13 protein-coding genes are annotated in these 15,220 nt (G+C 67.8%); 11 read left to right on the top strand and 2 right to left on the bottom strand.

What is annotated here, in order from left to right; translation table 11 throughout:
• The first annotated feature begins 164 nt into the window (after window positions 1–164).
• The 3 genes from aroA to H0264_RS12440 are packed head-to-tail and all read left to right on the top strand — an operon-like array spanning window position 165 to window position 2,816.
• Window positions 165–1,439 carry a 3-phosphoshikimate 1-carboxyvinyltransferase gene (gene aroA, locus H0264_RS12450; protein ID WP_231083047.1) on the top strand — a complete coding sequence of 425 codons (1,275 nt, stop codon included), beginning with the start codon at window positions 165–167 and terminating at the stop codon, window positions 1,437–1,439.
• Entirely contained in the window at window positions 1,409–2,449 is a 1,041-nt protein-coding gene (rsgA, locus tag H0264_RS12445) for a ribosome small subunit-dependent GTPase A (protein WP_231083048.1), read from the top strand. The genes aroA and rsgA overlap by 31 nt, the downstream gene beginning before the upstream one ends.
• 49 nt (window positions 2,450–2,498) lie before the next feature.
• Entirely contained in the window at window positions 2,499–2,816 is a 318-nt protein-coding gene (locus H0264_RS12440) for a hypothetical protein (RefSeq protein WP_181584099.1), read from the top strand.
• Here H0264_RS12440 and H0264_RS12435 read toward each other — a convergent pair.
• The gene (locus tag H0264_RS12435) at window positions 2,803–3,564 is read right to left on the bottom strand and encodes a TetR/AcrR family transcriptional regulator (RefSeq protein WP_181584098.1); all 762 of its coding nucleotides are present in this window, start codon (window positions 3,562–3,564) and stop codon (window positions 2,803–2,805) included. The genes H0264_RS12440 and H0264_RS12435 overlap by 14 nt on opposite strands.
• A 107-nt stretch (window positions 3,565–3,671) precedes the next feature.
• Between H0264_RS12435 and H0264_RS12430 the strand changes: the two genes are divergently transcribed.
• The 4 genes from H0264_RS12430 (at window position 3,672) to H0264_RS12415 (ending at window position 6,747) form a co-directional block, all read left to right on the top strand.
• Complete coding sequence (locus H0264_RS12430; RefSeq protein ID WP_181584097.1) at window positions 3,672–4,628, top strand: ATP-binding cassette domain-containing protein; 957 nt, start codon at window positions 3,672–3,674, stop codon at window positions 4,626–4,628.
• A 14-nt stretch (window positions 4,629–4,642) separates the two neighbouring features.
• The gene (locus H0264_RS12425) at window positions 4,643–5,581 is read left to right on the top strand and encodes an ABC transporter permease (RefSeq protein ID WP_231083051.1); all 939 of its coding nucleotides are present in this window, start codon (window positions 4,643–4,645) and stop codon (window positions 5,579–5,581) included.
• Between the two features lie 17 nt (window positions 5,582–5,598).
• The gene (locus H0264_RS12420; protein ID WP_181584096.1) at window positions 5,599–6,000 is read left to right on the top strand and encodes a nitroreductase/quinone reductase family protein; all 402 of its coding nucleotides are present in this window, start codon (window positions 5,599–5,601) and stop codon (window positions 5,998–6,000) included.
• Window positions 6,001–6,063: 63 nt separating this feature from the next.
• A complete protein-coding gene (locus H0264_RS12415; RefSeq protein ID WP_181584095.1) occupies window positions 6,064–6,747 on the top strand; it encodes a DUF2510 domain-containing protein in 684 nt (227 codons plus the stop codon).
• 82 nt (window positions 6,748–6,829) lie between these two features.
• Here the strand turns inward: H0264_RS12415 and secA are convergent, their stop codons facing one another.
• Window positions 6,830–9,661, bottom strand: coding sequence for a preprotein translocase subunit SecA (gene secA, locus H0264_RS12410; protein ID WP_181584094.1), 2,832 nt, complete (start codon window positions 9,659–9,661; stop codon window positions 6,830–6,832).
• A gap of 583 nt (window positions 9,662–10,244) precedes the next feature.
• Here secA and H0264_RS12405 point away from each other — a divergent pair.
• The 4 genes from H0264_RS12405 (at window position 10,245) to H0264_RS12390 (ending at window position 15,191) form a co-directional block, all read left to right on the top strand.
• Window positions 10,245–11,666, top strand: coding sequence for a WS/DGAT/MGAT family O-acyltransferase (locus H0264_RS12405; protein ID WP_181584093.1), 1,422 nt, complete (start codon window positions 10,245–10,247; stop codon window positions 11,664–11,666).
• A complete protein-coding gene (locus tag H0264_RS12400; protein WP_420832059.1) occupies window positions 11,650–12,228 on the top strand; it encodes a DUF6912 family protein in 579 nt (192 codons plus the stop codon). Before H0264_RS12405 ends, H0264_RS12400 begins: the two co-directional genes overlap by 17 nt.
• Before the next feature lie 301 nt (window positions 12,229–12,529).
• A complete protein-coding gene (locus tag H0264_RS12395) occupies window positions 12,530–13,690 on the top strand; it encodes a ferredoxin reductase (RefSeq protein ID WP_181584092.1) in 1,161 nt (386 codons plus the stop codon).
• Window positions 13,691–13,778: 88 nt separating this feature from the next.
• On the top strand, window positions 13,779–15,191 hold the full coding sequence (locus H0264_RS12390; protein WP_181584091.1) for a fatty acid desaturase family protein: 1,413 nt from the start codon (window positions 13,779–13,781) through the stop codon (window positions 15,189–15,191).
• Window positions 15,192–15,220 lie beyond the last annotated feature (29 nt).

Raw genomic sequence — 15,220 nt, 5'->3', positions numbered from 1 at the left:
CGTCATCCCGGCATGCTTTTGGCCGGGATCCACACGGGGGTACGTGTGCTGCGGCGGTGGATCCCGGCCAAAAGCGCGCCGGGATGACGGATGGGTTGCCGTTCGGAGCCGCCCTGTCAGTAAGTCCGCAACGCGCGCTGCGGTCCGTTTGCGAAGATAGGGGGGTGACTTTCTGGCCCGCGCCCCATGTCCAAGCTCCCGTGCACGCGACCGTGACCCTGCCCGGGTCCAAATCGATTACCAACCGGGCGCTGATCCTCGCCGCTCTGGCCGATCAGCCGTCCACCATCAGCGGTGCGCTGCGCAGTCGCGACACCAACCTCATGATCGACGCGCTGCGGGCCATGGGCGCCTCCATCGAGGGCGACGGGGACGAGCTCACCGTCACCCCGCCGAAGGAGTTCACCAGCGCGACCGTGGACTGCGGGCTGGCGGGCACGGTCATGCGGTTCATGCCGTCGGTGGCGGCGCTGGCCAACGGGGATGTGGCCTTCGACGGGGACGAGCAGGCGCGGGTGCGGCCGCTGGGCACGATCCTGGGGGCGCTGCGCAGTCTGGGCGTCGACATCGACGGGGACGCACTGCCTTTCGTGGTGCACGGCACGGGGTCGCTGCTGGGCGGGGCGGTCACCATCGACGCGTCGGGGTCGTCGCAGTTCGTGTCCGGGCTGCTGCTGTCGGCGGCGCGGTTCGAGCAGGGCGTCACCGTCAATCACGAGGGCGCTCCCCTGCCGTCCATGCCGCACATCGAGATGACCGTGCAGATGCTGCGGCAGGCCGACGTGCGCGTCGAGGCTCCGGCCGATCCGCGCAAGCCGCAGACCTGGACCGTGGCGCCGGGCATCATTCGCGCGGTGGACTGGGAGGTCGAGCCGGACCTGTCGAACGCGACCCCGTTCCTGGCGGCCGCCGCGGTCACCGGCGGCGAGGTGAGCATTCCGCACTGGCCGCGCTACACCACCCAGGCCGGTGACGTGATCCGCGAGATCCTGGTGCGCATGGGCGCGGAGGCCCGCATCTTCGACGGCGTGCTCACCGTGGCCGGCCCGGATCGGCTGGCGGGCATCGATATCGACCTGCACGATGTGGGCGAGCTGACCCCGACCGTGGCGGCGCTGGCCGCCCTGGCCGATTCGCCGTCGCGGCTGCGCGGCATCGCGCACCTGCGCGGGCACGAAACCGACCGTCTCGCAGCGCTTTCCACCGAGATCAACCGGCTCGGCGGCAAGGTCACCGAGACCGAGGACGGCCTCGTCATCGAGCCGACCCCGCTCACCGGCGGCACCTGGCACTCCTACGCCGACCACCGAATGGCAACGGCCGGTGCGATTCTCGGCCTGGTCGTGCCCGGTATCGAGATCGAGGACATCGGCACCACCGCCAAGACCCTCCCCAATTTCGTCGCCCTGTGGGAGGGAATGCTGGGAGCGGACCGCTGAGGCGCCGCGAGTACGACGAGTCCGACGTCCGGGTCCGCCCGGGCAAGGGCACGCGGCCGCGCACCAAGACCCGGCCCCAGCACCTGGATGCCGAAGCGGCCATGGTCGTTTCGGTCGACCGGGGCCGCTGGGGGTGTGTGCTCGACGACGATCCGGAGCGCCGGATCGTGGCCATGCGGGCGCGGGAGCTCGGGCGCACACCGATCGTGGTGGGCGATCAGGTCGATGTGGTGGGCGATCTGTCCGGCAAGCCGGACACCCTGGCCCGCATCGTGCGGGTGGCCGATCGCCGAACGGTCTTGCGGCGCACCGCCGATGACACCGATCCGTTCGAACGCGTCGTGGTCGCCAATGCCGAGAAGCTGTTCATCGTGGTCGCGCTCGCCGACCCGCCGCCGCGCACCGGATTCGTGGAGCGCGCCATGGTGGCCGCGTATGTCGGCGGGCTGCAACCGGTGCTGTGCCTGACCAAGCACGACCTGGCCGCCGAATCCGAATTCGCCTCGGACTTCGAGGATTTGGATCTGACCATCGTCTACGGCGGTATCGAGGATCCGCTGCAGCCGGTGCTGGATCTGCTCGACGACAGCCTGACCGCCCTGATCGGCCACTCCGGCGTCGGCAAGTCCACACTCGTGAATCGCCTTGTGCCGGAAGCGGAACGGGCCGTCGGCGACGTGTCCGGCGTCGGCAAGGGCCGGCACACCTCCACCCAGTCGGTGGCGCTGCATCTGCCCGACGGCGGCTGGGTCATCGACACCCCGGGCGTACGCTCCTTCGGCCTGGCGCACATCACCCCCGACGATGTGATCAGCGCCTTCTCCGACCTCGCCGACGCCATCGAGGACTGCCCGCGCGGCTGCACCCATCTCGGCCCGCCCGCCGATCCGGAGTGCGCGCTGGACGCTCTGCCCGGCAAGGAACGCCGTGTGGAGGCCATCCGCCGGCTGCTGGTCGCGCTCAATTCCAACGACCCCTGGTTCAAGGGCCAATCCACCACGGTGAGCTGACGGAATCGGAAGTGCTGCGCGGCCTTCCGGAAATCGGTAATCTTCCGCCGTGGAAGACCATGAGCGCAGAGATTTTTCGCCGCTCCTCGACGATCTGCTCGGCCCCGGCGCACCGGTGACCCCGGAGGTCCGCATCGGCCGCAACGACAGTGCGGCGCCCCTCCCGGAATGCGTCCGCTGCGGCAGACCCGCCACCATGTACCTGCGGGCCGTCTGGCTGTCGACCAAGGCCGTGCTGAACGGGGACACCGATGTGGACAGTCACATCAGCGTGAACTCCTGCGGCGCCTGCGCCGGCAGTGTGGCCGGCATGATCCTCATCAACTGGGATCCCCGCTACTGGGGTGAATCGGTCAATCTCGACTGAGGTCGTCGATGAATCGCTCGAGGCCGTCGAGCAGGCGGCGCAGGCCGAATTCGAAGGCGCGGGCCGGATCCACGGCGCTGCCGTATTCCGCGCCCGCACTGCTGCCGACGCGGGCGGCGGTGGGGAAACGCTCCGGGTCGGCGGCCCGGGCGAGTGCGGGACCGATTGCGTCCCACCACTGTTGGTCCGTGCGGCCGGTTTCGGCTTCGGCGCGGGCGGCGTCCACGGCGGTGCGCGCCGCGCCGCGCACGTAGTCGTTCACCAGGGCGACAACGAGATCCATATCGACGTCGGTCAGGCCCAGGCCGTCGACGGCGCGCAGTTCGTAGTCGTATTTGGCGGTGAGGCAGGGGCCGGGCACGGGGCGGCTGGCCGCGATCTGCAGCAGCCACGGATGTGCCAGGTAGAGAGACCAATTCGCGCGGGCGACGGCCTCCAATCGCGGCCGCCAGCCCGCGCCGTCGTCCGCGGGCATGGGGTAGTCGCGCAGCACCCGGTCGGCGATGAGGTCGAGGAGTTCGGCCTTGCTGGGCACATAGCCGTACAGCGACATGGCGGTGACGCCGAGTTCTTCGGCGACGCGGCGCAGGGTGACGGCGGCCAGGCCGTCGCTGTCGGCCAGCCGGATGGCGGTGTCGGCGATGTCCTCGACGGTCAGTTTGGGTTTCGGGCCGCGCCGGGGCTTGGGCGGGAGACCCCACAGCAGTTCGATGGTGCGCTGCGGGTCGCCGCTGCCGCTGTAGTCCATGCGGACATCCTCTCCGAATCGGTTCGGCCCGGATTTTCGGGGTTGACAACTCTTTACAACGTATCCCATTCTCTAACTACTTACGTTGTAGAGAGTTAGGGGCCGCGGTGGGCGATGTGATCGTGTGCGAACGAGTGCACAAGCGTTACGGCAGTAGGGCGGCCCTGGACGGATTCGATCTGGCCGTGCCCGAGGGCATGGTCTACGGCCTGCTCGGCCCGAACGGGGCGGGCAAGACGACGGCCGTGCGAATGCTGGCCACGCTCACACGTCCGGATTCCGGGCGGATCGAGGTCGCCGGATTCGATGCCGTGCGCGACGCCGCGCGGGTCCGAGAGCGCATCGGGCTGGTCGGGCAGAACGCGGCGGTGGACGAGGCGCTGTCGGGGCGGCAGAACCTGGAACTGTTCGGGAAACTGCATCACCTCGGCGCGGCGCGGGCCCGGCAACGAGCAGCCGAACTACTGGAGTGGTTCGGGCTGGCCGACACCGGCGACAAACCGATCGAGCAGTACTCCGGCGGCATGCGGCGACGGCTCGATCTGGCCGTGGGCTTCCTGGTCGCGCCGGCCGTGCTGTTCCTCGACGAGCCCACCACCGGACTGGATCCGCACAATCGGAACCAGGTGTGGGAGGCCGTGCGCGGACTGGTCGCGGCGGGCACCACCGTCCTGCTCACCACGCAGTATCTCGAAGAGGCGGACCAGCTTTCGGCTCGGATCGCGGTCATGAACCACGGACGGGTGATCGCCGAGGGCACACCCGGCGGGCTCAAAGGCCGAATGGGCGGCGACCGCATCGATGTCATCGTGCACGACGCCGCCGACCTGGCAGCCACCGCGACCCTGTTGCGGAACCGGCTGCACGCCGAGCCCGTCGTCGACCCCGACACCCGACGGGTCGGCGCACCGGCCACCGATCCGGTCGCCGACCTCACCGATATCGCGAATGCGCTGCGCGACAGCGGTATTCCGGTCGAGGACCTGTCCGTGCGCCGACCCACCCTGGACGAGGTGTTCCTGCATCTCACCGGTCGGCCCGCCGCCGTGGAGGTGGCTGCCTGAGCACCAAACGCACCATGCGACGCCGAACTGCCGCCGACCTTATCGCCCCACTCGCCATCGCCGCCCACCCAGCCGAGGAGGCCCACATGCCCGTCGAATCCATCGCGCCCGCCTTTACCGGCGCTCCGATTCCACTGCCGGACAGTCGATCCCGTCTGATTCGATGGCGCTGGGCGGTGGCCGACGCATTCACCATCGCGGGGCGGGACCTCGCGCACTGGCGGCGGCGGCCCGGCGCGGTCATCGCCAACACGCTGCTGTTCCCGATCATGATCGTGCTCATGTTCGGGTATCTGCTCGGCGGCGCCATGCAGGTTCCGGGCGGCGGCGACTATCGGGAATTTCTGCTCCCGGGCATGTTCGCCATGACCATGGTCTTCGGCATCGGCACCACCATGGTGGCGGTGAGTTCCGATGCGGCACGCGGGATTACGGACCGCTTCCGGTCCATGCCCATGTCCGCCTCGGCCGTGGTCACCGGACGGGGCATCGCCGACATGCTCAATTCGACTGTCGCCCTGGCTGTTCTGGTCATCTGCGGCCTCGCCATCGGCTGGAAGCCCGAGCGCGGGCTCGGGCACACCGCGGCCGCGCTCGGTCTGCTCCTGCTGCTGCGCTTCGCATTTCTGTGGATCGGCGTCTACCTGGGCCTGCTGTTCCACGCCAACCCCGAAGCCGTGACCGGTGTGCGCACCCTCGAATTCCCGATCGGTTTCCTGGCCAATCCGTTCATCCCCCTTGCCACCATGCCCGCCTGGCTCGGATTCCTCGCCGCCTGGAATCCCTTGTCCTCCACCACCACCGCCGTCCGCGCGCTGTTCGGCAACCCCACCGGCGACGATGCCGGCTGGGTGGCCCAGCACGCGACCCTCATGGCGATCGTCTGGCCGCTGCTGCTGATCGCCGTCTTCCTGCCGCTGTCCATCCATCGCTACCGGCATCTGGCCCGCTGAACGCATAGAGTTCCGAGATGCCGACTCCCCGCTGGATCGCCCGCGCCAACAAGTACGGGATCAATCAGCTCACCCGATTCATCGCACCGTGGGCGCCGGGCTGGGCCGTGGTGATCCATCGAGGCCGCAAGTCCGGCAGGACATTCCGCAGGCCACTGTGGGCGTTCAAGCGCGGCGATCGCTTCGTCATCGCGCTCACCTACGGGTCGAGGTCCGACTGGGTGCGCAATGTGGTCGCGGCGGGCGGCTGCGAGATGATCTCTCGCACACGGCGATACCGGGTCACCAATCCGCGCGTCTACAACGATCCCGAGGCGAGCGATATGCCACTGTTCATCCGCTTCATGCTGCGCTATGTGCTGAAAGCGCCGGAATTCCTCAGCACCGATATCGCCCAGGTGGTGCCGAAGGCTGCCTGAGGTGCGGGAATCACACCCCTGCGGTGGGTAGGAGGCAGCGCGGCGGATTCCTACCCTCGAACCATGACGCACCCGCTCCCCTCCGCAGGCTGGTATCCGAACGGCGCCGTCCTCCGCTGGTGGGACGGCTACCGATGGACCCACCTCACCCAGCCGCTACCGGTGAGAACCACACCGACAGAGCAGGTTTCGGTGAATCCGCGGCTGTACACCGAACGGACGCTGGTGTTCCGGAACAAGGCCGGACTGGTCGTGAGCCGCGAGTGGAGCATTGCCGACCGCGACGGAACGCCGCTCGGCGCGCTGGTGCCGATCGGCGTGCGGGCAGCGGAGCGGCTGTCCGGGCAGCGTGTCGAACTCCGGGACGAGCGCGATGCGCTCATCCACACGATCACCGAGGAAGTCGTCCGGTTCAAGATCGTCGCCAGTATCGCCGGTCTCGGCAAAGTCACCCAGAACTGGTCGTCGTCCAAGCCGCGGTTCACGCTGAGCGATGCGGACGACAATGTACTGGGCACGATCGAGGCCACCGAATCCTGGTCGCACCGATTCGTCATCCGCGACGCCGAGGACTGGCAGATCGGCCGGATGGAGTGGGATACGGTGCCGCTCGGCAGATTCGGCATGGTGGGGGCCTACGAGATCGGGGTACACCTCGACCGGCTGCCCGCCGATCCGCTCGCCGGTCTCGTGTTCGCGACCGTCCCCCGCATCCAGCACACCATTATCGTGCGGCGCAACGTGTAACCCGCACTCCGGAACACCGCGCCCCCGAAACAACAGGGGCGCCCGGGCATTTCGCCCGGACGCCCCTGTCGGGTGTGCGAAATCAGCGGCGGCGCTTGGACTTCGGCGCCTTGTCGTGCTTGCCCTGCGCGCGGGCGGCCTCACGGCGCTCGCGGCGGGTGGTGCCGGAGGTGTCGCCGTCCCCGTACTCCTCGGCATCGCTGTGGACGGCCGCGCGGCCGCCCTCGTCGGGGCCGGAGTAGGACAGGCCGCGCGGGCCGGACTCGTCGATTCCCTTGGCGCGCAAGGCCGCCGGGGCGCCATTGGGAGCCGGGGCCGCTTCCTGGGTGGGCAGCGGACGGTTGCCGACCGGCGACTGCAGGCCGGGGGCGACCTGGACACCGGCGGGCTGCGGCTGCTGCACCTCGACCTGCAGGTTGAACAGGAAGCCGACCGACTCTTCCTTCAGACCGTCGAGCATGGCGGCGAACATGTCGTAGCCTTCGCGCTGGTACTCGACCAGCGGGTCACGCTGCGCCATGGCGCGCAGGCCGATGCCCTCCTTGAGGTAGTCCATCTCGTAGAGGTGCTCACGCCACTTGCGGTCCAGGACGCTCAGCAGGATCTGGCGTTCCAGGTTGCGCATGCTGCCCTCGCCCGCCAGACCGTCGATCTCGTCCTCGCGGCTCTCGTAGCGGGCGTGCGCGTCGTCGAGAACGGCCTCGAGGAGTTCCTCGCGGGTGAGCTCGCCGACCTCGCCGGTCTCGTTCTCGCCGGTGAGGTCCTTGTAGTCGATGCCGACCGGGTACAGCGTCTTGAGCGCACCCCACAGCTTGGCGAGATCCCAGTCCTCCACATAGCCCTCGGCGGTGGCGCCGTTGACGTAGGCGGTGATCACGTCGGTGATCATCTCCTGGACCTGGCCCTCCATGTCCTCACCGGCCAGGATGCGGCCGCGCTCGGCGTAGATCACCGTGCGCTGCTGGTTCATGACCTCGTCGTACTTGAGGACGTTCTTGCGGATCTCGAAGTTCTGCTGCTCGACCTGGGTCTGCGCGGACTTGATGGCGCGCGAGACCATCTTGGCCTCGATCGGCACATCGTCGGGCAGGTTCAGCCGGGTCATGATCGACTCCAGCGCCGCGCCGTTGAAGCGCCGCATGAGCTCGTCACCCAGCGACAGGTAGAAGCGGGACTCGCCCGGATCGCCCTGCCGGCCGGAACGACCGCGCAGCTGGTTGTCGATGCGCCGCGACTCGTGGCGTTCGGTGCCGAGCACGTACAGGCCGCCGGCCTCACGCACCGCCTCGGCGTCCTCCTCGGTCTGCTCCTTGACGCGTTCCAGGGTGGGCAGCCACTGCGCCTGGTACTCGTCGGGAGTGTTGACCGGATCCAGGCCCTGCTTGCGCAGCACCAGGTCGGCAATGATGTCCGGGTTGCCGCCGAGCACGATGTCGGTACCGCGACCGGCCATATTGGTGGCCACGGTGACCGCGCCGGGGCGGCCGGCCTCGGCGACGATCTGGGCTTCCTGCTCGTGGAACTTGGCGTTCAGCACCGAGTGCGGGATGCCGCGCTTGGTCAGCTGCTTGGACAGGTACTCCGAACGCTCGACCGAGGTGGTGCCGACCAGGACCGGCTGGCCCTTCTCGTGGCGCTCCACGATGTCGTCGGCGACCGCGGCGTACTTGGCCTCTTCGGTCTTGTAGATCAGATCCGACTGGTCGGCGCGGATCATCGGCTTGTTGGTCGGGATCGGCACCACGCCCAGGCCGTAGGTCTGGTGCAGCTCGGCCGCTTCCGTCTCGGCCGTACCGGTCATGCCGGACAGCTTGTCGTACAGGCGGAAGTAGTTCTGCAGCGTGATGGTGGCCAGAGTCTGGTTCTCCGGCTGGATCTCGACGCCTTCCTTGGCCTCGATGGCCTGGTGCATGCCCTCGTTGTAGCGGCGGCCCACCAGGATTCGGCCCGTGAACTCGTCGACGATGATCACTTCACCGTCGCGGACGATGTAGTCCTTGTCGCGGGTGTACAGCTCCTTCGCCTTGATGGCGTTGTTCAGGTAGCTGACCAGCGGCGAGTTCGCGGCCTCGTACAGGTTGTCGATGCCGAGCTGATCCTCGACGAATTCGACGCCGGCCTCGTGCACACCGATGGTGCGCTTCTTGATGTCGACCTCGTAGTGCAGGTCCTTCTTGAGAAGCGGTGCGATGCGCGCGAATTCGGCGTACCACTTCGAGGAGGCGTCGGCCGGGCCCGAGATGATCAGAGGCGTGCGGGCCTCGTCGATCAGAATCGAGTCGACCTCGTCGACGATGGCGAAGTTGTGCCCGCGCTGCACCAGATCGTCCAGCGAGTGGGTCATATTGTCGCGCAGGTAGTCGAAGCCGAACTCGTTGTTCGTGCCGTAGGTGATGTCGGCGCTGTAGGCCACGCGGCGCTCGGCCGGGGTCATGCCGGACAGAATCGTGCCGACCTCGAGGCCGAGGAAGCGGTGCACGCGACCCATCCACTCGCCGTCGCGCTTGGCCAGGTAGTCGTTCACCGTGACCACGTGCACGCCCTCGCCGGAGATGGCGTTCAGGTAGGCGGGCAGCACACAGGTGAGGGTCTTGCCCTCACCGGTCTTCATCTCGGACACATTGCCGATGTGCAGCGCCGCGCCACCCATGATCTGCACCTTGTAGTGCTTCTGGTTGAGCACGCGCCAGGATGCTTCCCGCGCCGTCGCGAACGCCTCCAGCAGCAGTTCGTCGAGGCTTTCGCCGTCGGCGTAGCGCTGCTTGAACTCATCGGTCTTGGCCTGCAACTCCGCGTCGGAGAGGGCCGAGAACTCCTCGTCCAGGGCGATGACTTCGTCCGCCAGGTGCGCAAGCCGCTTGACCGTGCGACCCTCACCAATCCGTAGCAACCTCGAAAACGTCAGCGCAGGCACGGGTCTTGTCAGTCCTCTGGTCGGTGGTCGTCTTTCGCACCCGCCTGGGCGGGCTGGGCACGCGCGGGCGCGCAACCAATTGCCATGGTAGTGCGCAGCCCATCGTAGGCGCTGAGGTGCACGTGCGACGGGCCAGCTCAGGCGGGTCGCGAAGACGTCGCCCCCACGATCCTCCCGCTCGCACTGTACCGACAAGCTCAACGCCGCGCCGGGCCGTTACCCGTCATCCCGGCGCGCTTTTGGCCGGGATCCACCACGGGCGATGGATCCCGGCCAAAAGCATGCCGGGATGACGGGCTGAGCTCTCAGTGAATCGTTTTGCAGCCGAAGTGGTTTCACCACCCCTGACGTAGGATGTAGGGGGTTCGGCACGCGGAGGCTTGCGCCCACGGCCCGGACAGGCGGGGCACCGACGATGGTGCGAGTGCGGGCAGTGGCGCTCGACTCATTCCCCGGGTGATCGGATTGCGATAGCTTGCCCTCAACAACCGGCGCGTGCCGCCGTACGCCGACGCTCGGCAGGGGCTGTGTTTATTCAAACGCATGTGCGGGCGCAGGCAGGGATCAGGGAGTAGCAGGCAGCGTGATCACCAGACTGACGCCGCAGGACGCGTCGTTCTATCGGCTCGAGTCGAGCAGCAACCCGATGCACATCGGATCCCTCGCCATTCTGCGCAATCCGGCGCCGGCCGGAAATTCCGGCCACGGGCCGTTGGATTACGACCGCTTGGTATCGCTGGTGGAGGCACGGTTGCCGCTGGTCCCCCGCTATCGGCACAAGGTGCGTGAGATTCCCTTCGCGCTGGGCCGGCCGGTGTGGGTGGACGATGCGCATTTCGATATCACCTACCACATTCGAAGGTCGGCGCTGCCCGAGCCGGGCAATGACGGGCAACTGCTCGACCTGGTCGCGCGGCTGGCGTCGCGGCCCTTGGACAGCAGCCGTCCACTATGGGAGATGTACCTCGTCGAGGGGCTGTCCGAGGGACGGTGCGCCATCTTCACCAAGACGCACTCCGCGCTCGTCGACGGCGACTCCGCGCTGGAGATCGGGCATGTGATCCTGGACACCTCGGCAGCCCCGCGCGAGGTCGCCGACGACGCCTGGCGGGCGCATCGCGAACCCGCCGATGTGGAACTGCTCGTGAGCGCGCTGCTGCACCTGGCGACCCAGCCGCGCGAAGCCCTCGAGGTGGCGCGGCATCACAGCGCCGAGGCGTTCGCGCTCATCGATGCCACCGGCAAGGCCGTGAAGAAGATGGTGTCGATGGTGCGGGCCGCGGCCATCGGCGCGCCCGACAGCCCGCTCAATACCCGGACCTCGCGCAATCGGCGGTTCGAAGTGGTGCGCACCGATCTCGAGGACTACCGCAAGATCCGCAAGAGATTCGACTGCTCCATCAACGACGTGATCCTCGCCGTGGTCACCGGGGCGCTGCGCAACTGGCTGCTCTCGCGCGGTGCGATCCTCACCGAATCCGATGCCCTGCGCGCCGTCGTGCCCATGTCGGTGTACGCGGACGGGCCGCACGGGGAGCTGAAACCGGCCTCCGAAGTGCATTCGCTGGTGCTGGATCTGCCTGTCGGCGAACCGAATCCGGTCATCCGGCTCTCGCACATCAAACACGCCACCGAGGCGCACTCCCGGCATCAGCGCGGAGTGCGGGCGCGGACGCTGGTGCACATGGCCGGATTCGCTCCGGCGAGCCTGCATGCCATGAGCGTGCGGTCGGCGAGTACGTTTCCAGAGCACACGTTCAATCTGGTGATCACCAACGCGCCGGGTCCGCAGCAGCCGATGTACATCGGCGGCGCGCGGATGCTGGAGATGTACCCGGTGTCGCCGCTGCTGCGCAATCAGGCTCTGAGCTTCGGCCTCACGTCCTACGACGGACGCGTGTTCTACGGGCTCAATGCCGATCGCGACGCGATGGCGGATATCGCGGTGCTGACCGCTTCGGTGCACGAGTCGATGGAGGAGATGCTCGGTGCCTGCGTCCAGTGAGTCGTCCCGCGTGACCAACAAGCTACGCGTGTACGTACCGGCCACCGTGCCGATGCTGCGAGAGCTCGTCGCCGAACGCGAAATCCGCGCCCTGAACGACACCGCCTTCGCCGTCACCCCCGCCCTGCGCGAGGCCTACGCCTCCGGTGACGACGAGGAACTCGCCGAAGTCGCGATGGCCGAAGCCGCGCGCGCCTCCCTGCGCCTGCTCGCCGACGAACAGGCCGGCGCCGACAACGCCGACCCCGACGAAACCGACTCCGCCCCACGCGGACCGGTGTTCCGCCGCGCCGTCATCGCCGCCGATGTGGACGGCGCGACCCTGCGCCCGGACCTCGACGACGCCGTGGTCCGGCTGTCCGCCCCCATCCCCTACGACCGAATCGCCTCGGTCCACGTGGATCTCGCGGAGGCGGAGTCCGAAGTCGCCAAGGCCGTGGACGTCATCGACGCCGCCGACATGGGCGATCCGGACGCCGAATTCGTCCTCGGCGACGCCGAAGACCACCAATTGGCCTGGTACGCAGCGCAAGAACTGCCGTTCCTGCTCGACCTGCTCTGAGAGCAGGAAAAGGGGGTGGGGGCTAAGCCCCCAAACCCCCATACGTGGGCTCCGCCCCCGACCCCCGTGTCGGCCTGTCCGCCCCCCGCGTCCGCTCCGGCCCTCGCCCCCGCGTCGGGGCCGTGTTCGACGCGTTCTTCGCGCCCCGGCGGTTGGGCTCGACCCCTTGGCAACGACGCCCTAACCTACGATGCCGTAACCTTGCTGCGAGAGCCGCGTGACACTCATTGGTGAGGGCGCGGCGGACACGCATGACGACGCGCGGGTCAGCGCGCACGACGACAGGGAAGCGTTCCGAATCATGGCATCGAAGACTGGTGGTTTCTCCGTGCGAGGGCTGCGGGAGTGGCTGGAGGCCCCGGTGGCCGACGGCACCACTGCCGGGCGGACTCGACTGGATGCGCTGCGGGGGGCGGCGGCGCGGATCACCACTCCCCTGCTGCCGGACGACTACCTGCATCTGGTGAATCCGCTGTGGTCGGCGCGGGAGCTGCGCGGGCGCATCGTCGAGGTGCGCAAGGAGACGGCGGATTCGGCGACGCTGGTGATCAAGCCGGGCTGGGGTTTCGATTTCAAGTTCGAGCCGGGCCAGTACATCGGCATCGGGATCCTGGTGGACGGGCGCTGGCACTGGCGCTCGTATTCGCTGACCTGCCCGCCGGATTGGACGCATCCGGAGCACAAGAGCAAGCGGCTCATCTCGATCGCCGTGAAGGCCATGCCGGAGGGCTTCCTGTCGAGCCACATCGTGTCCGGCGTGCCGGAGGGCACCATCGTCCGGCTGGCCGCGCCGCAGGGCGGGTTCGTGCTGCCGGAGCCGCCGCCGGCCAAGGTGCTGTTCCTCACCGCCGGTTCGGGCATCACCCCGGTGATGGCCATGCTGCGCACCATGGAGCGCCGTGAGTCGGTGCCGGATGTGCTGCACGTGCACTCGGCGCGCACACCCGACGATGTCATGTTCGGCGACGAACTGCGCGAAATGCACGACAAGCACCCGTCTTTCACCGCACACCTGCACCTCACCGGCGAGAACGGCAAGTTCGCGCTCGCCGATCTGGACGAGGTCTGCCCGGACTGGCGTGCGCGCGAAACCTGGGCGTGCGGCCCGCTCGGCATGCTGGACGAGATCGAAAAGCATTGGGCCGCCGCCGGTATCGAGAACCAGCTGCATGTGGAGCGCTTCGAGATCGCACGTTCGGCGACCGCGGAGGGCGGCACGGTCACCTTCGCCAAGACCGGCCGCAGCATCGAGGTCGACGGCGCCACCACGCTCATGCAGGCCGGCGAGTCCGCGGGCGTGCAGATGCCGTTCGGCTGCCGCATGGGCATCTGCCAGACCTGTGTGGTGACCGTGACCGACGGCCATGTGCGGGATCTGCGCAATGGCAACGAGCACCGCGCGGGCGACAAGGTGCAAACTTGTATCTCGGCCGCGGCCGGCGATTGCACCCTCGATGTCTGAGACAACTTCGCGGACCGCGTAACACCTTCACCCCGCAGACCCCGTACCCTCGATTTCGGGGACATCGCGAATCACGGAAGGACCGCCGGTGGCCATCACCGACATCAAAACGTTCGCTCATCTCACGGCGGCCGATATCGAGACCCTCGGGCACGAACTCGACACCATCAAGCGGGATGTCGAGCTGTCCCTCGGGGAACGCGATGCCAAGTACATCCGGCGCACCATCGCCGCCCAGCGCATGCTGGAGGCGGCCGGTCGCGCCACCCTGTTCGCGAGCCGCAAGCGCTGGGCGTGGCTGACCGGCACCGCCCTGCTCTCGGTCGCGAAGATCATCGAGAACATGGAGCTCGGGCACAACATCAGCCACGGGCAGTGGGATTGGATGAACGACCCGGAGATCCACTCCACCACGTGGGAGTGGGACATGACCGGGGTGTCGGCGAACTGGAAACGCGCGCACAACTATTCGCATCACACGTACACGAACATCGTCGGCATGGACGACGACATCGGCTTCGGCATCATTCGCATGACGCGCGACGAGCCGTGGCGTCCGCTGCATCTGGCGCAGCCGCTGGCGAATGTGGTGCTGGCCGCGCTGTTCGAATGGGGCATCGCCCTGCACGATCTGAAGCTGGCCAAGGAGCAGGCGGGCATTTCGCCCAAGGACTGGTTCTCCGACGCGAACAAGGAGTTCTGGCGCAAGTCCGGTAAACAGGTCGCGAAGGATTTCGTGATCTATCCGGCGCTCACCGGTCCGGCATGGAAGTCCACGCTGAAGGCGAATGCCACCGCGAATCTGGTGCGCAATCTGTGGGCATACGCGGTGATCTTCTGCGGGCATTTCCCGGACGGCGCGGAGAAGTTCACCGTGGAGCAGTTCGAGAACGAGACGCAGGGCGAGTGGTACCTGCGCCAGATGCTGGGTTCCGCGAATTTCGACGCGGGTCCGGCCATGGCGTTCATGAGCGGCAATCTCAGCTACCAGATCGAGCATCACCTGTTCCCGGATATGCCGAGCAATCGGTACGCGCAGGTGTCGGTGAAGGTGCGCGAGCTGTGCGACAAGTACGACCTGCCGTATACGACCGGTTCGCTGGGTAAGCAGTACGGCCTGGCCTTCCGGACGATTCACAAGCTGGCGCTGCCGGATCGCTTCCTCAAGCGCACCGCCGACGATGCCCCGGAGACGTCGTCGGAGCGCAAGTTCGCGGGCATCACCATGCCGTCGCTGCCCTCGCTGCCGAACAGCGAGTGGCTGGCCGAGCATCAGCCGCACTGGCCCGGCGTGGACCCGGTGACGGGTGAGCGGCGCGGGCTGCGCTCGGCGCTGCAGGAGGCGAAGGTGGCGCTCAAGGAGAAGGCGCGGCACGAGAAGGAACTGCTGCGCGAGGCGAAGCAGACGTTGCAGGAAAAGGCAAGGCAGGAAAAGGCTTTGCTGCGCGAGAAGGCCGTGCGCGAGGGCACTCGTCGCGGTATTCTGCGTCGCAAGCGCTAACAGATCGACATCTCGGACGCAATGCGTTC

This window comes from Nocardia huaxiensis (assembly GCF_013744875.1).
Taxonomy (GTDB): Bacteria; Actinomycetota; Actinomycetes; order Mycobacteriales; family Mycobacteriaceae; genus Nocardia; species Nocardia huaxiensis.
Note: the sequence above shows the minus strand (reverse complement) of the source record. Positions and strands in the feature narration are given on the sequence as shown.

Bases quoted from the DNA above. Each gene is read 5' to 3' on its own strand.
- H0264_RS12435 (WP_181584098.1), bottom strand. From the start codon at position 3,564: ATGGACTACAGCGGCAGCGGCGACCCGCAGCGCACCATCGAACTGCTG.
- H0264_RS12425 (WP_231083051.1), top strand. From the start codon at position 4,643: ATGCGACGCCGAACTGCCGCCGACCTTATCGCCCCACTCGCCATCGCC.
- H0264_RS12420 (WP_181584096.1), top strand. From the start codon at position 5,599: ATGCCGACTCCCCGCTGGATCGCCCGCGCCAACAAGTACGGGATCAAT.
- H0264_RS12415 (WP_181584095.1), top strand. From the start codon at position 6,064: ATGACGCACCCGCTCCCCTCCGCAGGCTGGTATCCGAACGGCGCCGTC.
- H0264_RS12395 (WP_181584092.1), top strand. From the start codon at position 12,530: ATGGCATCGAAGACTGGTGGTTTCTCCGTGCGAGGGCTGCGGGAGTGG.